Annotated in this window: 16 protein-coding genes; 3 read left to right on the top strand and 13 right to left on the bottom strand. The window is 52.6% G+C overall.

Translation table 11 applies throughout. The annotated features are described in order from the left end of the window. The first annotated feature begins 4 nt into the window (after positions 1-4). Positions 5-634 (top strand): riboflavin synthase, encoded by a 630-nt coding sequence (locus BSZ31_RS00695; protein ID WP_105027098.1) that lies wholly within the window; start codon positions 5-7, stop codon positions 632-634. Between the two features lie 44 nt (positions 635-678). On the opposite strand, the gene BSZ31_RS00700 is transcribed toward BSZ31_RS00695, so the two are convergent. From BSZ31_RS00700 to BSZ31_RS00735, 8 genes are all read right to left on the bottom strand, one after another. Beyond that, the gene (locus BSZ31_RS00700; RefSeq protein ID WP_105027099.1) at positions 679-1,197 is read right to left on the bottom strand and encodes a porin family protein; all 519 of its coding nucleotides are present in this window, start codon (positions 1,195-1,197) and stop codon (positions 679-681) included. 119 nt (positions 1,198-1,316) lie between these two features. Beyond that, on the bottom strand, positions 1,317-2,066 hold the full coding sequence (locus BSZ31_RS00705) for a DUF3047 domain-containing protein (protein ID WP_105027100.1): 750 nt from the start codon (positions 2,064-2,066) through the stop codon (positions 1,317-1,319). 21 nt (positions 2,067-2,087) lie between these two features. Beyond that, positions 2,088-3,440 carry a TIGR04283 family arsenosugar biosynthesis glycosyltransferase gene (locus tag BSZ31_RS00710; protein ID WP_105027101.1) on the bottom strand — a complete coding sequence of 451 codons (1,353 nt, stop codon included), beginning with the start codon at positions 3,438-3,440 and terminating at the stop codon, positions 2,088-2,090. Between the two features lie 14 nt (positions 3,441-3,454). Further along, a complete protein-coding gene (mgtE, locus tag BSZ31_RS00715; protein ID WP_240605604.1) occupies positions 3,455-4,951 on the bottom strand; it encodes a magnesium transporter in 1,497 nt (498 codons plus the stop codon). A gap of 21 nt (positions 4,952-4,972) precedes the next feature. Then, complete coding sequence (locus BSZ31_RS00720; RefSeq protein WP_105027102.1) at positions 4,973-6,232, bottom strand: putative Na+/H+ antiporter; 1,260 nt, start codon at positions 6,230-6,232, stop codon at positions 4,973-4,975. A gap of 30 nt (positions 6,233-6,262) precedes the next feature. Beyond that, entirely contained in the window at positions 6,263-8,056 is a 1,794-nt protein-coding gene (locus BSZ31_RS00725) for a chorismate-binding protein (protein WP_105027103.1), read from the bottom strand. Between the two features lie 57 nt (positions 8,057-8,113). After that, a complete protein-coding gene (locus tag BSZ31_RS00730; protein ID WP_168426794.1) occupies positions 8,114-9,316 on the bottom strand; it encodes a patatin-like phospholipase family protein in 1,203 nt (400 codons plus the stop codon). Positions 9,317-9,401: 85 nt separating this feature from the next. Beyond that, positions 9,402-11,717, bottom strand: coding sequence for an NADP-dependent malic enzyme (locus BSZ31_RS00735; RefSeq protein ID WP_105027105.1), 2,316 nt, complete (start codon positions 11,715-11,717; stop codon positions 9,402-9,404). 123 nt (positions 11,718-11,840) lie between these two features. On the opposite strand from BSZ31_RS00735, the gene BSZ31_RS00740 reads away from it, so the two are divergent. Next, positions 11,841-13,016 carry an aminotransferase class I/II-fold pyridoxal phosphate-dependent enzyme gene (locus BSZ31_RS00740; RefSeq protein ID WP_206018520.1) on the top strand — a complete coding sequence of 392 codons (1,176 nt, stop codon included), beginning with the start codon at positions 11,841-11,843 and terminating at the stop codon, positions 13,014-13,016. A 3-nt stretch (positions 13,017-13,019) separates the two neighbouring features. Here BSZ31_RS00740 and BSZ31_RS00745 read toward each other — a convergent pair whose 3' ends face one another. Continuing rightward, positions 13,020-13,880: a lytic transglycosylase domain-containing protein gene (locus tag BSZ31_RS00745; RefSeq protein WP_105027107.1), complete on the bottom strand. Its 861-nt coding sequence runs from the start codon at positions 13,878-13,880 to the stop codon at positions 13,020-13,022. Between the two features lie 417 nt (positions 13,881-14,297). On the opposite strand from BSZ31_RS00745, the gene BSZ31_RS00750 reads away from it, so the two are divergent. Further along, the gene (locus tag BSZ31_RS00750; RefSeq protein WP_105027108.1) at positions 14,298-15,881 is read left to right on the top strand and encodes a UbiD family decarboxylase; all 1,584 of its coding nucleotides are present in this window, start codon (positions 14,298-14,300) and stop codon (positions 15,879-15,881) included. Here the strand turns inward: BSZ31_RS00750 and BSZ31_RS00755 are convergent. From BSZ31_RS00755 to dacB, 4 genes are all read right to left on the bottom strand, one after another. Next, complete coding sequence (locus BSZ31_RS00755) at positions 15,859-16,269, bottom strand: hypothetical protein (protein WP_105027109.1); 411 nt, start codon at positions 16,267-16,269, stop codon at positions 15,859-15,861. The two genes, BSZ31_RS00750 and BSZ31_RS00755, sit on opposite strands and share 23 nt — an antisense overlap. Continuing rightward, entirely contained in the window at positions 16,266-16,664 is a 399-nt protein-coding gene (locus BSZ31_RS00760; RefSeq protein WP_255411411.1) for a phage holin family protein, read from the bottom strand. The genes BSZ31_RS00755 and BSZ31_RS00760 overlap by 4 nt, the downstream gene beginning before the upstream one ends. A 9-nt stretch (positions 16,665-16,673) precedes the next feature. Next, positions 16,674-16,973, bottom strand: coding sequence for a YqjD family protein (locus BSZ31_RS00765; protein ID WP_105027111.1), 300 nt, complete (start codon positions 16,971-16,973; stop codon positions 16,674-16,676). 102 nt (positions 16,974-17,075) lie between these two features. Further along, on the bottom strand, positions 17,076-18,527 hold the full coding sequence (dacB, locus tag BSZ31_RS00770) for a D-alanyl-D-alanine carboxypeptidase/D-alanyl-D-alanine-endopeptidase (protein WP_168426795.1): 1,452 nt from the start codon (positions 18,525-18,527) through the stop codon (positions 17,076-17,078). Positions 18,528-18,553 lie beyond the last annotated feature (26 nt).

The raw sequence follows: 18,553 nt of genomic DNA on the forward strand, positions 1-18,553 counted from the left end.
ACCCATGTTCACCGGAATCATTGAGTCGATCGGTCAAATCAAATCTGTAGACCCCCTTCAGAATTCTGCCTATGCTGGCGTACGCCTCGCGGTGCATGCCCCAACGCTGGATTTTTCAGATATAAAACTTGGCGACAGCATCGCCATCCAAGGTGCCTGCATGACAGTTGTGGCCATGGCTGACCACACATTTCATGTGGATGTGTCGCAGGAAAGTCTGTCAAAAACCGTGGGGCTAAGCCAGCCCGGTGAAGTAAACCTTGAAAAGGCCATGCGCTTGTCGGATCGAGTTGGCGGCCACTTGGTGAGCGGCCACGTGGACGGCTTGGGCAGCGTTACGGAATTCGAACCAGTGGGTGAAAGCTGGCACCTGCAAATTCGGGCACCGAAAACCCTGTCGCCTTTCTTTGCCTACAAGGGCTCGGTTACTGTGAATGGAGTCAGCCTGACAGTCAATAAGGTAGATGATCATGATTCAGGCGAATGCGACATTCACATCAACCTCATTCCACACACGGTGCAGATGACCACATTGAAACATTTGAAAGCAGGCAACCCGGTCAATCTGGAGATTGACCAGATCGCCAGGTACTGCGAGCGAATCGTGAAGACCATGAATCTGAATCAGGGCTAAATAGCCCGAGTGTTAATAAGAAGGGGACCGAGGTCCCCTTCTTATTAAAAAGTGTAGTTCACGGTGATGGTGTAGCCGTCCGCTTTAACATTGTCCTTGTCATAGAAATTCTCGTAACCGATTCGATACTCAAGCGGGCCAACAACGTATGAAATGCCGAGTCCGTAAGCCGCCGAATCACCTGATTCCGAAACGCGTATTCCAGCTCCCTGTGCAGTGATCTCGAGGTCGTTGTATTCCAAACTGCCGTAAAGTCTTAAATTTTCGTCTCCCAACGGGTAGGTGCCTACAATATTAGCGCTGACATAGCGGTCAACCTCAAATACTGCTCCCGCAAAGTTACCTTTGCTTTGACCACGCCCCAAACGACCTTCCAAGGCAACGAAACGATTAACCCTATAACCACCAACAACCGAGACTGTCGATAAATCAAATGTCACGCCTTGCTGTTGATAATCAATGTTGGAATAAGAACCCCCCATATAGAGTCGACTTTTGTCCAGGGTCATGGACATGGTCGAAAGAGGCAGCAAAAGTGCGGTGGCGAGAATTAATTTTTTCATGCAGACATTACTCCTTGAGACAAGTCTGCACTATAAATTAATTTACTTTTGTAAGTAATTTACTCATTTTGGGGGGTTGCGCAATCGCCATAAATAGGTAGTTTTATCATTCACCTCAATTACAGAGCTTGCACACTGCCAAACAAAGCCTTGGCTTTCGATTGGGTATTGTCTGAATCAGCCCCCAGCGCAATGCCTGTGAACATCACAGGGCCTTCCGGCAGTTCTTTGCCGAAGGCTTTGCGGGCATCGGCCTGCAAATCCCTTCGTTCCGAAATCAACTCCGCGGCGCTGGCCGCATCACGCACAACAATATTTCTCACACGGTCGGTGTAGGGGTTGTCAAACACCTGGCCCACTTTTTCACCTGGCGAGCCCCACACATAACAAAGGGTGGCCGCGGGCAAACGCTCGCCTGAGACAGTGCGCGCCGCAGCCAATGCAAGGCGGGTGCCCAAACCCAGTTTTCCTTCATCAATTTGAATAAAGGCACACACCTTCGCACCCGCGTCGTCGCCAGCCTTGGTTTGCAAATTCGCCTTGGTGGGTTGAGTCAATATTTGCCACTGCCAAGTCAAAGTGTTCAAAACTGTGGGTTTGGCAAAGGCATACACCAGCGAGCCGTAGGCCATGTCAGCCTCGGCCTGCAACACAGTTTGATTGCCCTGCTTCAACAACTTGAATTGGGTTTGCGCCGCAATGTCAGGGTGGTACTGCGCTTTCCATGGCGCAGGAATTCCGGCAGCAGGGTCTGCAGGCCAGGGCTTTAGCACGCCCGCGCCCTGGGCCAGAGCACCGCTTGATATGCCTGCAACACCGAATAACAAAGCTGCTTTAAAAACACCCGTCATCAACACAAAACTGCGCATACGAAACCCTTCAACACCTTTTTAATCGATACTTGAGTAACGTACAGGCCAATCAACAGGTACACAACCCGATTCAATCGCCCGCCCCAAGTCAGCAGGCTCATCAATGTCCAGTTGCGATGACAACCACACAGCCCGCAAACCTTTACTCCTCAATGCGGCGCGGGTTTGCTCCGCCACACGGGCAGTGCCCCACTCTATCAATTCAGAAAAAATTTCAGGCACAACGCGGTTGCAAGCCAAGGCCACATATCCACCATCGTGTGCAGGCACGAAAGCCAGTCCCTGTTGCCGGGCAGTATCGATCAGTTCACGCAAATGGCTTGCTGTAAATTCGACTGCATCGGGCCCAAGAAGCACCACAAGCTCACTGCCGTTCAGATGCGTTTCAACCGCAGCTCGCATTCGCACGCCCAGGTGCCCTTCTGGTTGAACGTAACATTGAATGGCCCTGCCCTTCAGCAAGGTGGCCCACTCTTCGGGAGTACCGCCATCGGTCCACAGCGCCACATTCACGCCCTGTAACTTGTCCAAGGTACTCAACAACAAATATCGGGCAAACATCGCGCATTGCTCGGCACCCAGCATGGGGATCAACCTTGTTTTCACCCGGCCGGCCTGCGGATACTTGGCAAACACGGCCACAGTGACAGGCAACTTTTGCCGGGTGTCCGCATAAAGCCTTGCCAAGGTATCTGCGGGCACTCCGCGCCAATATAAAAACCGGAAGCGCCACATCAACACAATCGTTGCCCAAGCGCCGTTCACGTCCCATCGACGCCCCGACGTAAATACCGGGGAAGCAACTGCCACAAATTTTTGTGGTGCCACTCGCTTTAAGCGCTTGCACAGCTCAACGTCTTCCATCAGGGGCTGTTTTGGAAAACCTCCAACCTGATCGAACAACTTGCGACCAACAAACAAAGCCTGATCGCCTGTACCAATTTTAGTCAGCCTCGACCGATGATTCATGAACCAGGCCACCACAGGCAACCATGCACTTTTGCCATCAATACACACATTGAAGCGGCCCCAAGCGCTTGCATCCAACTTGAACAACAATGCCTGCCAAGCCGCCTTGGTCAACACTGTGTCTGCATGCAAAAAGAGCAGTACATCCCCACGGGCTTTTTCAGCACCCGCGTTCATTTGTTGCGCCCGCCCCTTGCTGCCTTGAATGGCAAGCACTTGCGTGTGTTCGGCCAAAGTTTGTAGAACTGGCCAACTCTGGTCAGTAGAGCCGCCGTCTACCAGCAACAACTCGTCACCTTGCCGAAGCAATTGAAGCAGCGCTTGAATTCGAGACAAAAAGGAATCATCGCCAGGCACCGGAACCTCGTTGTACACCGGCATGACAATAGAAATGGAGGGCATGAATAGACGCCGCTCTAAAAGAACAGGGAGGCCAGCCCCAGGAAAATGAAAAAGCCCATGCTGTCGGTGGTGAATGTGAGTAGCACTGAAGACCCCATGGCAGGATCCCGACCGATCTTCTCAAGTCCGAGAGGTACGAGCACGCCAATGAGCGCGGCTACAAGCAAATTCAGCATCACTGCAAGTGTCATCAGCAAGCCCAACATCACGGCATTCGGAGATCCAAAATACAAACCCCATGCGGCAAGCCCCGCCACACTGCCCCACACCAAACCGTTCAACCCGGCAATGGCCAGCTCTTTTTTCAACAACAGTTTGAAGTTGGCCGCAGTTACTTGGCCCAAGGCCAGGGAACGGATCATCAAGGTCATTGTCTGATTGCCGGAATTACCGGCAATGCCCGCCACAATCGGCATGAGTGTGGCCAAGGCGACCACTTTGGCGATTGTGCCCTCGAAAGTGTCGATGACACGGCTTGCAAAGAAAGCGGTACACAGGTTTAAACCCAACCACAGCCAACGGTTTTTAGCAGACTCCCACACCGAGGCGAACAAGTCTTCTTCTTCACGCAAACCCGCACTGGACAGCAAATCTGCTTCGCTTTCTTCGCGAATCACATCCACCACTTCGTTCACGGTGAGGCGACCGATCAACTTGCCAGATGGGTCGAGCACGGGGGCAGAAACCAGGTCATAACGCTCAAAGGCCTGCGCAGCCTCATAGGCATCATCCAGTGCCGACAACATCAGCACCTCGCGGCTCATTACCTCACTCACAAGGGTTTCCGGTTCATTGACCAACAACCGGTCCAAAGGCAAACTGCCCTTGAAATGATCCACACGATCCACCACAAACACTTGGTCAGTTTGATCTGGCAGCTCGTCGAACCGGCGCAGGTAACGCAACACCACTTCCAGTGTCACATCGTCGCGAATGGTCACCATGTCGAAGTCCATACGCGCACCCACGGTGTCTTCGGGGTAGCTCATGGCGGCGCGCAGTTGCTCGCGCTCCTCAAGGCTCAAACTACTGGCCAGTTTTTCAACCACATCCCGTGGCAGGTCAGGCGCCAGCTCCGCAATTTCATCGGCATCAAGCGATTCCGTGGCAGCGAACAATTCTTCGCTGTCCATGGACTTGATCAAACTCTCCCGAACCGCATCGCTCAGCTCGAGAAGAATGTCACCGTCGCGATCGGAGCGCACCAAACCCCAAACCAGCATCCGCTCCTCTTGGGGCAGACTTTCAAGTACATAGGCCACGTCGGCCGGGTGAAGCAAATAAAGCTTGTTACCCAGCTCGGTCAGATGCTGGCGGTGCACCAGCTCCTCAACCAAACTTTGCCGCTCGGGATTAACCGTGGTTTGCTGGTTGTGAACAACACTCTCGATTACTTTTTGTTTACGCAACAAGGCCTGCACTTCGGCCAAGGCCCTTTGCGCATCATCGAGATCGTGAGGCAGCTCAATGGCTGGCTCTTGATCGTGGTAATCGATGTTTTGTTCGCTCAAAACAAAATCCCTGAAAACTGTTTACAACAATTGAAAAGCAGCGACTGCCACCAGCGTAGGCCCGAGTGCAGCCAAAAACAGTTTGCCCGCATTGATTGAGCCGTCGTTGAAATACTTTTGCAAGATGGCAAAACCAGCCGGGTTGGGTGCATTCGCAATCACCGTTAAACCACCCCCGGTTACAGCACCCGCCACCAACGCATACTTGAATTGGTCATCCACACCCTCTACCAGCGAGCCAAGGTAAGTCAAGGCTGCGTTGTCTGTAATTGCCGTCAACGCAGTGGCTCCGTAATACAGCGCTGTGGGGCTCATGCCCTTCAAAGTGTCTTGTAACCACCAGGCCTGCATGCCACCCAATACCACCAAACCAGCCAGAAAGAATGCAACCATCAACCCTTCTTTCAAAATCAGCTTGTCTTGATAGCGGCTGTAAGCAGTTGTATATCCGAGGAAGAACAGGAACAGGCCCATGAACATCGCTGCATGGTGGGCAAATACCACTACACCCACCAGAAACAACAGGTGAGTAGCAATAACCCACACGGGCATGTCTTCTTTGGGACCGTTTTCGGCAGGCTTTTTCATGGCGGTCAGTTCTTTGGCGAACAAGAAGGTGAGTACCGTCGCGTTCACAAACACAGCAATCGCGGCTTTCCAGCCGAACATGGTCAACATGTATTGCATGTCAAAGCCCCATTTGGCCGCCACCATCAACACAGGCGGTGCAGCAAATGGCGTTAAGGTGCCACCAATTGAAATATTGACAAACAACACACCAAGAGTGCCGTACATCAATTTGTTGCTGATACCTTGCGTGTAAAACCGGTCGCGCAGTAAAAAGGCCGCCAGTGTCATGGCTGCGGGCTCAGTGATGAACGAGCCCAACAACGGTACGATGGACAAAGTGGTGAAAAAATACGCCACTTGCCTGTCGATTGGGATCACAGAAGCTACCACGCGCACAATGCGACCAGCCAGCACCAGGATTGGCTTGCTGGCAGCAATCACCATAATCGCGAATACGAACAAAGGTTCGGTGTAATTGCGCGTGTCTACGTATTCAATTGCGCTGGTTTGACCAATGATGAAAAACATGAACACAACCAGCACCATGGCCCAAAAGCCGAACACGGCCTCCACTTCACCCAGCAAATGCCACAAGCCCGAGTGATTTGGCTGCGAGTGCGCCAGGCGCTCAAAGTATTTGGTTGAAAAGGTGTGAATGACAGCAATTGCAAAAAGAATCGCGCCAATCAGTTCAATGGTGGTCGGGTTCATCTCACTTCCCTTTTTGTTTATTGTTTGTTTTTAGTTGGCAGAAAAAAACACCTTGTCGTGTACATCAACCACTTTCGCAACAGGCACCCAGCCTCGCAAACTATTGATCAGCCACACTTCTTCAGCGCGTTGCAAGTCTTGCACATTCAGCGTGGTTTGCCGAATCGTATTTTCCCTTAAAAGGCGGGCACGCAACACCCCGGGCAACAAATAAGTACCGGCGCTTTCGCAAATTTGTGGTGTTAACCACTCGCCATCAATTTTAAACACCACATTGCAGCGGCAGGTTTCAGTCAACAAACCTTGCGAGTTGAAAAGTAGAACATCAAAAGCACCATTCGCCTGATTCTGAAAATACTCATACTCAGGTCGGTACGTGGTTTTGTGAAGCACAAACTCGGGCTTGCCTTGCATGGCTGAATTGGCCAAACGAAGCAGCACGGGAGTCAAATCCTGTTCCAGTTCATGCAGTTCAATTCGCGTGTCCCCGCAAGCATCCAGCAAACAACGTGCACGGAAAACGCCATGAGTATGTTTGTGAGCCACTGCATCTAGGTTCAATCGAACCCGTTGTTCATCGAATAAAAACGAAAACTGCTTGGCTGCGCCTTCCATTCTCTCCAGATGATCGTCCAGATGAATCCACTTCCCATTCTCCAGGCGCAAAGTTTCAAGCACCTGAAAGTCGCAAGTGGCCTCACGTAGAAAGGTAGTTTTTTGCCACCACTCTTTTTTCTCATCGCTTGCGGTGGAATACCAGGTGATACCGCTGCCCACACCGTACTCCAGTTCATCTGCCTGTTCTATGACAGTACGAATCGGTACGTTGAATTGAACCCCACCACCCGGGCTCAGCACACCAAGCGCCCCGCAATACAATTTTCGGGGCGCTTGTTCCCATTGCGCAATGCGCAACATGGCCTGCGATTTGGGCGCACCCGTCACACTGCCACAAGGAAAAAGAGCCTCAAACAAATCCACCAAAGTAGTACCTGGCAAAGTTCGCCCAGAAATACTGGAGGTCATTTGATCGACAGTGGGCAGATGCATGACATCGAACAGGGAACGTACTTGAACTGACTTTGGCTGGCAGACCTTGGCCATGTCGTTTCGCAACAAGTCAACAATCATCACATTCTCGGCACGGTCTTTTTCACTGTCACTCAGTACATCCAGACCACCCAACACAGGCCTTCGGGTCCCCTTCATGGGTGCGGTTTGCAGTTCATTGCCGTCCCACCGAAAAAACAGCTCGGGCGACAAACTGATTGCGTTGAACACGCTGCCGCGCAGAAAAAAACTTTGGGGTGCAGACTGGCTTGCATAGAGATGCTGGAAAACAGCCCATGCATCCAGTCGCGGATTGGCTGCCTTAAGCCGTGTGGTCAGATTGATTTGATAGAACTCGCCCGCCTCAATGGCCTGCCTCACCTGCTTGTAGGTTTCTTGATAACGCTGAGCCGTTTGTTGATCCAGCCAAGGCATGAATTTGGACGCCGAGGGCAATTGCTGCAACTGCGATTTGCCCAGCACGCTCACCTGGTTCGGTTCAAAAGCATGAAACTCGAGCAATGGGAAATTGTGTGGCATGCAAACCGGCAAAGCTGCATCGAAAACCGGAGCAGCTTCATAGCTTAGGCCACCCACCACATACAAACCCTGTTTGGACCACTCGTGGGCCTGCTCAATCATGCCGCGTACTTCGTTTGCATCGAAGGTACTGAGCACCCGAACCGGTTTGCCGTGCGCGACACAAAGACCGTCATCACCCTCGGCCTGGGTCATCCTGGCATGCCAAGCAGCAGAAACCAAAGGTGAATGCATGGGGAAAACGCCTGAACTGCCTCGAAGCGCTAATTGTAACGCGGCTTGGCGCGGAACTCAGCGGCCTGACTGACCCAGATGGAAGAACTCGTACACTGCATCTTTCTTGGCAATCGTGTCGGCGATACCCATTCGAATCAACTCGCGGGTGTAATTGGCCTCAAACAGCAAATAACTGGCCAAAGACGAACCACTGGCCTCCGTGGCTCCCAATGCGGACAACAGGGTGCGCACGGGTCGGGGCAGATCTTGCGTGTGACGTGCCGCAATTTCGTCAATCCGTTCTGAGGGTGAAATCACCAACAGCTCAATCGGTTTCAATGTGGTTTTCGTGGCCATCTCGGGAGGCAACAAGCCCAGGGTTTTGTTCACCCGGCTTAAACGCTCAATGTCGATCGACAAACTGTCCAGAAAAATGGAAGCCATGGCATGGCCCGCAATTTGAGCCAAACTGGGATATGCATTTTGAATTTCAACACGCTGGGTGTGGTCTTTGTCCGATTGACTGGAACCAATCACCATCACTCGGTTTGCACCCAAATGAATTGCTGGGCTAATTGGGGCCAGTTGGCGAATAGAACCATCGCCAAAGTGCTCCATTTGCCCTTCAATGTTCAGCTTCACCGCGGGAAAGACAAAAGGAATTGCTGCGGAGGCCAACAAGTGCTCGACTGTAATACGGTCAGGCAATGCCACCCTTTGCGTTCTGGCCCAGCTCTCGATCACTTTCTGGGTTTGAAAGAAGGTCACGCTACGGCCTGAACTGTAGCTGGAAGCAGTCACCGCCAAAGCGTGAATTGTGCCGTTCTCAAGCGCCTCGTCCAGTCTTCGGAAATGCAACAACTGATGAAGCAGGTGTGACAGCGGAGAATTATCGAGTAAGCACTTGGGGCGCTTGCGCAGCATCCAACCAATTGAAAGCGCCGACAACCAACGCGCACCGGTGCGAATAATACCCAAGGAATCAGAGCGGAATACTTGATCGGAACTGAAGTTCTCCCAAACCTTGAGCATTCGATCGGTGGACTGATAAAAATTGCGCCCCGCGCAGGCCAGGGCCGCTGCATTGATTGCACCGGCTGAAGTGCCGCACAAAATTTTGAACGGAAAATCGAATTCGCGCTTGTTTTCTTGCTCAAACCACTTGGCTAGCTGATGCAGTACCCCCACCTGATAGGCAGCCCGTGCGCCACCGCCTGACAACACCAGTCCGGTGATGTCATCGTGCTCTTCAGTGTGAAATGTGTCTTGATCGCTCATGAAACCATTGTGCGACACATTTCGAATAAGTTAAAACAAAAACAGGCGTGTCTTGCACGCCCATTTGTTGTTTTAAAGCGCTACTTTAAAGCGAACTAACCCGCTCTGAATTTGCATCAAGAACAGCCAGTGCAGTCATGTTGACAATACGACGCACTGTGGCGGAAGCAGTCAAGATGTGAACCGGTTTGTCGGAGCCCAACAAAATTGGCCCCACGGCAATGCCGTTGCCAGCCGCCGACTTTAGCAGGTTGTATGAAATATTGGCTGCGTCAATGTTTGGACACACGAGCAAATTGGCTTCACCAGTCAAGGTGGAACCCGAGAAAATGGTATTACGCACCTGCTCATCAATGGCGCAATCACCGTGCATTTCGCCATCAACTTCCAGCCAGGGTGCAATGTTGCGAAGAATTTGAAGCGCCTCACGCATCTTCACGGCGGAAGGCTGGTTGCTGGAACCGAAGTTGGAGTGCGACAACAATGCAGCTTTGGGCTGCACACCCAAGCGCAGCATTTCCTCGGCAGCCATCAAGGTGATTTCAGCAATTTGCTCGGCTGTGGGATCGTAATTCACATGGGTGTCTACCAAAAACACCTGGCGGTTGGTCAACATCAGGCCGTTCATGGCACCGTATGTGTTGCAGCCTGCGCGGCGACCCAGTACCTGGTCCACATAGTGCAAATGCAAGGAGTGAGTACCAAAGGTTCCGCAGATCATGCCGTCCGCATTGCCTTTGTGAATCATCATGGAGCCAATCAGAGTGTGGCGGCGACGCATTTCAATTTTCGCGTAGGCCTCTGTGACACCCTTGCGCTTGGTCAAGTCGTGGTACATACGCCAGTAGTCCTTGTATCGCTCATCGTACTCAGGGTTAATTAACTCAAAATCAACACCGGGCTTAATGCGCAGGCCAAACCGCTCCAGGCGGCGTTCAATTACAGCAGGGCGACCAATCATGATTGGCTTGGCTATTGCTTCATCGACCACCACTTGCACCGCACGCATCACACGCTCATCTTCGCCCTCTGCAAATACAATGCGGGAGGTTTGCGGTGTTTCGGCCACACAACGTTTGGCCACCGCAAAAATTGGCTTCATGAACGTGCCAGAGTGATACACAAACTGCTGTAACTGATCCTTGTAAGCTTCCAAATCGGCGATTGGGCGCGTGGCCACACCGCTTTCCATGGCTGCTTTGGCCACAGCGGGTGCAATGTGCACAATCAAGCGGGGATCGAAAGGCTTCGGAATCAGGTATTCGGGACCAAAACTCAGGTTTTGGGTGCGATAAGCGGAGGCGACTACATCCGATTGTTCTTTGCGAGCCAGCTCGGCGACAGCTCGAACTGCCGCGATTTCCATTTCTTTGGTAATGGTGGTTGCGCCCACATCGAGCGCTCCCCTGAAAATAAAGGGGAAGCACAGCACGTTGTTCACCTGGTTCGGGTAGTCGGTGCGACCCGTACACATAATGGCATCGTCGCGGACTTCCTTCACCTGCTCGGGCAAAATTTCCGGTGTGGGGTTGGCCAAGGCCAAAATCAGGGGTTTGGCCGCCATGGCACGCACCATGTCTTGCTTCAAGACGCCGCCCGCTGACAAGCCCAAAAACACATCTGCATCTTTGATTACGTCAGCCAACACACGCGCATCCGTTTGCTGTGCAAACAAATCTTTGTCAGGGTCCATGTTGGTGGTGCGGCCTTTGTAAACCACACCATCAATGTCGGTGACCCACACATTCTTGCGCGGAAGGCCCAACTCGACGAGCAACTCGAGGCAGGCCAGGGCCGCAGCACCTGCGCCAGACACCACAAACTTCACTTCATCCAGTTTTTTACCGATTACTTCAAGACCATTCAAAATGGCCGCGCCCACTACAATCGCAGTGCCGTGCTGGTCATCGTGAAATACAGGAATATTCATGCGCCCGCGCAAGGCACGCTCAACCTTGAAACAGTCTGGTGCCTTGATGTCTTCAAGGTTGATGCCGCCGAATGTGGGCTCCAGCGATGCAATGATCTCGATCAGCTTGTCGGGGTCGTTCTCGTTGATTTCAATGTCGAACACATCAATACCGGCAAACTTCTTGAACAGTACAGCCTTGCCTTCCATCACGGGTTTGGCAGCCAAGGGGCCGATGTTGCCCAAACCGAGCACTGCTGTACCGTTGGTAACCACACCCACCAGGTTTGCCTTGGCGGTGTAACGCACCGCATTGAGGGGGTCTGCCTCGATTTCTTCGCAGGCTGCTGCAACACCGGGAGAATAGGCCAATGCCAGGTCACGCTGGTTGACAAGGCTTTTTGTCGCCGAAATCTGCAATTTCCCAGGCTTTGGAAATTCATGATATTCAAGGGCGGCCTGCCTGAAGCGCTGATCCATTGGTTGAGCCATATAATCTTCTCTTTGAGGTGAACAACAGAACCGAAAATTATAGGCTCAGCCAGTGAAGCTGTCCCTAGGGGTTTCCACAAATCGCGCAACTTGTTGGCGCCACTCACTAACAATGGTGAAGAATTGAAGCAGTCCAGCCTTGGCAATCTCGTTCAACCCTTCCATGTCATGGAACTGGTGAAAGCAGCAGACACCCTGCACAATCAGGGAAAACCGGTGATTCATCTTTCAATCGGCGAACCCGACTTTCCCATGCCCGAGCCAGTGGAACAGGCACTGGCCCAGGCCATTTCGGAACACAAAACCCGATACACAGCAGCGCTGGGCTTGCCAGAGTTGCGTGAAGCCATCAGCCTGTTTTACCAAACGAATTTTCAGGTTCAGGTGCCAGCCCACCAAATCGTGATCACCTCAGGTGCATCTGCCGCACTGATGTATGCCTGCCTGGCCCTGATCAACCCCACCGACAAGGTGCTGCTAACCGACCCTGGCTACCCCTGCAACAAAACTTTCGTGCAAATGGCGGGTGGTATTCCTGATTTTGTACAAACTCAAGAGGCACACAACTTTCAGCCCAGTTGGGCTGATTTGTACAAACAATGGACGCCACAGACAGCAGGTGTACTTTTGGCCTCGCCCAACAACCCCACCGGCACCCAACTTGGTGCTCGAGCCATGCAGGAAATTGTTCAAGGCGTAAGCACTCAGGGTGGTTTTGTGATTGTTGACGAAATTTACCAGTCGCTGTGCTACGACCGCCCCGCCCAAAGTGTGCTTCAAGTAACTGGAGCACCCAGCGAACAAATACCCGTGGTGGTCATCAACAGCTTCTCAAAATACTTTGGCATGACAGGCTTACGCCTTGGGTGGATGGTGGTACCTGACACCCTGCTACCAGCCATTGAACGGTTTGCCCAGAACTTGAGCATATGCCCCAACACACCCGCGCAATGGGCGGCGTTGGCCTGCTTTACGCCGGAAACGCTGGCCATTTGCGAAGAGAGGCGACAGGTATTCAAGGTTAGAAGAGACTTTGTGGTGACCGCACTTCCCAAAGCAGGCATCGAGTTACACTCGACACCTGACTCCGCATTTTATGTGTACGCCAAATCGCCTTATGACAGTGAGCGCTACTGCAGGGAATTGCTGGAACAGGCTTTTGTGTGTGCTGTCCCCGGCAAGGACTTTTCCGAATTCCGGGGAAGCGAAATGATGCGGTTCTCGTATGCCAATTCGATGGACAATCTGGAAACTGCCATCGAACGGATACGACTTTTCAACAAAGGCCAGTTGCCCTAACGTTTAGCCTTCCGAACCAGCCACAGACACGGCAGATACTTTTTGGTTGTTTTCTCGAGAGGCAACCAAGCTGCCTTGTTGATACGCCGAATCAATTCGGGATTTCAGGGCCAACACTTTGCCGGGATAGCCACCATCATTACCGTGAATGGCTGCGCCAACATACCAGCGAAGACCCGCATGAACAGAACCAGTACGGCGGGTGTATTCGCGAATGATTTTCGCACCAACACGCATGTTCATTTCAGGATTCAGGGGTGACCAGTCGCCCGGCGACAAAGCCTCAAACTTGTCTTTGTGAATTTTGGGCATCACCTGCATCAAACCGCGCGCACCCACCGGGCTTGCCGCAAATGGATTGTAAGAGGACTCGATACCCACAATCGCGAGGATCAGGGTGGGTTCTACTTTCTCTTCCTTACCAACCTTGTAGGCCAAACGAACAATAGACTCCACTGCCTCGGGCGATACGCTGTAGCGCTTTGCCAAATACGAAGTAATTTGACGTTGGCCTGCTGTCAGCGGTTTGCTCGAATCAATCGAATTGAACTTCACAGGCATCAGGTTTTTGGAACCCGACGGGGTCGCCGAAGCCTTGCTTGTGTTGTTAACCACCTCAGCACCACCGGCTGCAAGGCCAGTGCTGAGCAAGTCGATTTCAGTGGCGAAAATTGCCTGCACGGGGGCAGAGAAAAACACCTGACTGCGAAGTTCAGCGTTGGACAGCAGAATTGCCACTGCACCAGCTACCAGAACTGACGTTGCCACACCGAGACCGGTGACAGCATGTTTCAAAGATTGAAGTAAATTCTGAGACTGGACCTGCTGGCCATTCACGCTCAGAACGGTTTCGTACTGCTTCATGCAACCTCCTCTGCTACGCAAACGCAGGCTTAACCCTGCATTGTTTGACTCAGCGGTGCATCTGCCTCCATTTTGTCCGTGAGGCAGAACGTTCTGCTTTAACCAACTACAACAAGTACTGCATGGTTAAAACACTCTTAAGATGAAGTTAGGCAGACTTGAGTTCCCTCAAGTTTTACCCTCCAACTGCGTTTGTGTGACTTAGGTGATACCTGTCACAAAGCTGACCGGATTCTAGGGTCAACCCGGGCAGTGGTCAATCCAAAATCTGGTAGAGTCTTTCTACTCAAAACAAGAACTTACCCCCATCGCTAGGCGTTATGCGCTTTTGGGGGGCTTGAAAAAGCCCTCTAGGTGTGGGTTGTAATTTCTTGTTAACTGTTCCTTTCGGACCACAAACAGGCAGTTTTTTTCACAATGCGATACAAGAACCTTCGAGACTTCATCGATTTACTCTATAAAGAAGGTGAGCTTCAGCGAGTACCCGAATCGGTCAGTCCAATTCTGGAAATGACCCACCTTTGCGACAAAGTGCTGCGCGCCGAAGGCCCGGCTTTGTTGTTTGACGCGCCCGAAGGCTACAAACACCGTGTATTGGGCAACCTGTTTGGCACACCAAAACGTGTGGCTATGGGCATGGGTGCCAGCAACACCGAGGCGCTGCGGGACATTGGCCGCACTCTGGCCTACCTGAAAGAACCTGAACCACCCAAGGGAATGCGAGACGCACTGGACAAGTTGCCTTTGGTGAAACAGGTGCTGTCAATGGCCCCAAAAGTGGTCAGTAAAGCACCATGCCATGAAAACGTAGTAGAGGGCCCCGACGTTGACCTGAACCAGATACCCATTTGGACTTGCTGGCCCGATGATGCAGCCCCTTTACTCACTTGGGGTTTGGTGGTCACCAAAGGCCCAAATCGCAAACGCCAAAACCTGGGTATTTACCGTCAACAACAAATTGGCAAAAACCGGCTGATCATGCGCTGGCTCGCCCACCGGGGCGGTGCGCTCGATTTTCGCGACCATGCACTGAAGTATCCCGGTCAACCTTTTCCAATTTCAGTGGCCCTGGGCGCAGACCCAGCCACTATTCTGGGTGCGGTGACGCCTGTACCCGACACCCTTTCGGAATACCAGTTTGCTGGTTTGCTGCGCGGCAGCCGCACCGAGCTTGTAGCCTGCAAAGGCAATGAACTACAGGTGCCGGCTGAAGCGGAAATGGTGCTGGAAGGTCACATTTACCCCTATGAGCACCCAATTGCCGTGGCCGCCCGCAAAGGCAGAACCGACGGCGAAGTGCCCAAGATACGCGACGGTGTCACCGTGCTTCGAGAACCCCCGCCCGTGCCAGAATACCTGAAGGGTTGGGACTGCGCGCTGGAAGGCCCGTACGGCGACCACACCGGTTATTACAACGAGCAAGACTGGTTCCCCGTATTCACTGTGGACCGCATCACGCTGCGCAACGATGCCATTTACCACAGCACCTACACTGGCAAACCACCCGATGAGCCTGCCGTATTGGGTGTGGCTTTGAACGAGGTGTTTGTGCCGATACTGCAAAAGCAGTTCCCGGAAATTGTGGACTTTTACCTGCCTCCAGAAGGCTGCAGCTACCGCATGGCGGTAATTTCCATGAAAAAAGCGTATGCCGGGCACGCCAAGCGAGTCATGATGGGCGCCTGGAGCTTTTTGCGCCAATTCATGTACACCAAGTTTATTGTGGTCGTGGACGATGACGTGAACGCGCGCGACTGGAAGGAAGTTATTTGGGCGATCACCACCCGAATGGACCCCGTGCGGGACACCGTGTTGATACAAAACACCCCGATTGACTATCTGGACTTTGCAAGCCCGGTGAGTGGGCTGGGTGGCAAGATGGGACTGGACGCCACCAACAAGTGGCCCGGAGAAACCACGCGTGAATGGGGCCGAAGCATTCAACCTGACCCCAAGCTGGATGAACGTGTACGAGAACTTATGAGTCGCTTGGGTCTGTAGAAGGCTCAGTCGCCGAACGAGAAGCCCAAGGGCTTTTCGTTTGAAACCAGAACATGCCTGCTGCAAGGGCTACAGCGCCCAAGCCGGCGCGCAAAGCCACTTTGGAAATGGGCTGTCGAAAACGCAGCAGTGCCGTTGAGGCCAGCATGCCGAGCAGGGGATACTTTTTCAAGCCATCTTGCCAAAATTGGCCACCCAGACTGACCACAGGGCCCAAGGCGCGCATGTTGCGCTGACCCAACCACCCGCCAAATTGCCTGAACACATTGACCCAGGCAAATTCCTTTTTCAAGGTATCCACCTGCCCGCCAAACTCCATGCGTTCCAGCTGGGCTTTCATCATCAACAATTCTTTGCGTGCTTCCAGGGCATCAAATTTTTTGCTCATGACTGCTCCCGGGGCTCACCGCCCAAACTGTCAAGTACCGCTTGCTTGTCGCGCCCCAGCTCCGCCAATGTTGCCTCAAACAAGGGGGGCTGCGAGGCCAGAGTGTCTTTTAACTGGACATAAAAATACACACCCAGAACCACATAGAAGGCTGCGCACCCGGCGATTGCGAGAAAGCGGTGTGTGTCCCACGCCAAGGCAATGACCAGGATGCAAACAAACAAAGACGCAAATGCAGCTGCCAATGCTGTAAGCAATGACCAAACCACCGTACGCACGGTAGTTTGACGAACCTGAGCCAACTCGACACCCGCCAACTCGAGGCGTGTTTGGGTCATGCCCAGTAAACTGGCCACAACCCGTTTCAGTGCTGCCCTTGCATTTGGATTTAGCACAGCCAACCTTTAACGACGGTTAACAATCAAACCCAATACAAACCCCACCGCTGCCGCAATACCCACTGCTTTCCACGGGTGATCATGCACATAGTCATCCGTGGCGCGGGCTGCGGCCTTGCCTTTCTCAAGTACAGCCGATTGGGCGTCTTGCATCACCTCTTTTGCGCGACGCAAACTGACCAGCGCCTTTTCACGCAATTCGACTGCGCGCTCGCCTGAAGATGACGCTGCGGCTTTCAACAGATCTTCGGCATCGCTCAACACAATTTTCATGTCACTAAAGAGTTTGTCTTTGCTGTTGTCCATATATCGGCCTCGTGCTGGTGAATGAAAGTAATGAATCAGTCTAACAAAGGAAAACCCAGATTGGGAAAGGCTTGCAGGCAAGCGCATCATTTTTGGCTTGAATCATTCGGCTCTGTATAAAAACTCAAGCAAGCTTTCCATGGGCCCCCAACTGTCATAGGCCCGCGGGCTTTTCACCAAAACACCTACTGCCCACAACTGCCCTTCCCGGTCTCGCAGGTAACCCCCCAAAGAACGTACACCGTTAAGGCTTCCAGTTTTCAGGTAGGCGAATCCATCCACATTGTTCACGCGTCGATGCAGTGTGCCGTCTGCACCGGCGCGCGGAAAACTGGCCAGAAAATCAGGAAAATCGGATCGAGCCGCCATATTTCGCAAAAACTCGGCCAAGCCTTTGGCATCAATCCGTGTGTTTCGGGACAAACCCGAGCCATTCTCAAAAAACCAGTCATTTGATGAAATGCCCTGCAACTTCAACCAATCCTTGAGCTGGGCATTGAAAGCCTCGGGCGTGCCTGCCACCGCCAATTCAAGGTGGCGAGCCATCACATTGCTGGACCATTTGTTGATCTGCTTAATCAGGTCGCTCAGTGGTTTCCCATAATGCGTGTACAAAGCAATGGTGTTGGCTGGTGTTACCCCTTTGATCACTTGACCACCATGTGGACCGGCAAACTTGCCACCCAACTGCAACCAGATTTCCTTCACCCAGGATTCCCACAACCAATCCTGCGCGGGCACCCGAATGGGCAAGCGCGACTGACCGCAACGACGCGGGTAATTGCCCTTCACTGTCACCACCACATTGCGCCCGGCCTTTGAAAAATCCACTGACATGCCGTTCTTCCAGGCACCACAACCGCCACTGGTCAAATTGATTTCCGAGACAAATGCCCAATCTTTGGGAGCTTCCTCAGGCACAACCACGACCGTGTTTTCATTGATTTTCAGGTCGATCGACATGGCACCAAAATTCAGCAACAAGGCATCGGGTTGCGCATGGTAGGCCCGGTGAGGCGCGTCATCAAATGCATCTTCCTCTGCAAGGCCAAGGCTGGGCATTTGCTCGGTAAATGCTGAGTCATCCAAAACAACCGGGCCGTTGATTACATCCACACCTTTGGTTCGAAGTTGTCGAAGCGAAGCCCACAGGTCAGCACTCAAAAATGCAGGATCTCCACTGCCCTTGATGTACAAGGGACCGTTCAACACACCATCCACCGGCTCGGCGTCAGCATGAAAACCGGTTTTGAAACGATAAGTGGATTCCAGCTTTTGCAAAGCCAGCGCAGTGGTAAACACCTTGGCCACTGAAGCCGGGTTGACCAGTTGACTGGAACCATGCGCGTAAGCTTGCGGCTTTCGGTGGACGAAAGGTGAAATGGGCAATGCGTATGCTGTGAAATCGTTTGATGCAATGCCTTTTTTGACAAAGGCCTGAGTCACGCTGGAAGGAAAAGCCCGAACCTGAGGATCAACTGCGTTAGACCATGCGGCTTGTGGCCAAGCCAAGCTGAAAAGGACGAGTACACCACCTAGTTTACGAACTGACACGCGTGAAATCCTGAAGTGCAATTGTG

Origin of the sequence: Limnobacter sp. SAORIC-690, assembly GCF_002954425.1 — a bacterium.
Taxonomy (GTDB): domain Bacteria; phylum Pseudomonadota; class Gammaproteobacteria; order Burkholderiales; family Burkholderiaceae_B; genus Limnobacter; species Limnobacter profundi.

Excerpts from the sequence above, each read along its gene's own strand:
- BSZ31_RS00755 (WP_105027109.1), bottom strand. The coding sequence starts at position 16,269 with ATGAGCAAAAAATTTGATGCCCTGGAAGCACGCAAAGAATTGTTGATG.
- BSZ31_RS00720 (WP_105027102.1), bottom strand. The coding sequence starts at position 6,232 with ATGAACCCGACCACCATTGAACTGATTGGCGCGATTCTTTTTGCAATT.
- BSZ31_RS00745 (WP_105027107.1), bottom strand. The coding sequence starts at position 13,880 with ATGAAGCAGTACGAAACCGTTCTGAGCGTGAATGGCCAGCAGGTCCAG.
- BSZ31_RS00700 (WP_105027099.1), bottom strand. The coding sequence starts at position 1,197 with ATGAAAAAATTAATTCTCGCCACCGCACTTTTGCTGCCTCTTTCGACC.
- BSZ31_RS00710 (WP_105027101.1), bottom strand. The coding sequence starts at position 3,440 with ATGCCCTCCATTTCTATTGTCATGCCGGTGTACAACGAGGTTCCGGTG.
- BSZ31_RS00695 (WP_105027098.1), top strand. The coding sequence starts at position 5 with ATGTTCACCGGAATCATTGAGTCGATCGGTCAAATCAAATCTGTAGAC.
- BSZ31_RS00735 (WP_105027105.1), bottom strand. The coding sequence starts at position 11,717 with ATGGCTCAACCAATGGATCAGCGCTTCAGGCAGGCCGCCCTTGAATAT.
- BSZ31_RS00750 (WP_105027108.1), top strand. The coding sequence starts at position 14,298 with ATGCGATACAAGAACCTTCGAGACTTCATCGATTTACTCTATAAAGAA.
- BSZ31_RS00730 (WP_168426794.1), bottom strand. The coding sequence starts at position 9,316 with ATGAGCGATCAAGACACATTTCACACTGAAGAGCACGATGACATCACC.
- BSZ31_RS00725 (WP_105027103.1), bottom strand. The coding sequence starts at position 8,056 with ATGCATTCACCTTTGGTTTCTGCTGCTTGGCATGCCAGGATGACCCAG.
- BSZ31_RS00705 (WP_105027100.1), bottom strand. The coding sequence starts at position 2,066 with ATGCGCAGTTTTGTGTTGATGACGGGTGTTTTTAAAGCAGCTTTGTTA.
- BSZ31_RS00765 (WP_105027111.1), bottom strand. The coding sequence starts at position 16,973 with ATGGACAACAGCAAAGACAAACTCTTTAGTGACATGAAAATTGTGTTG.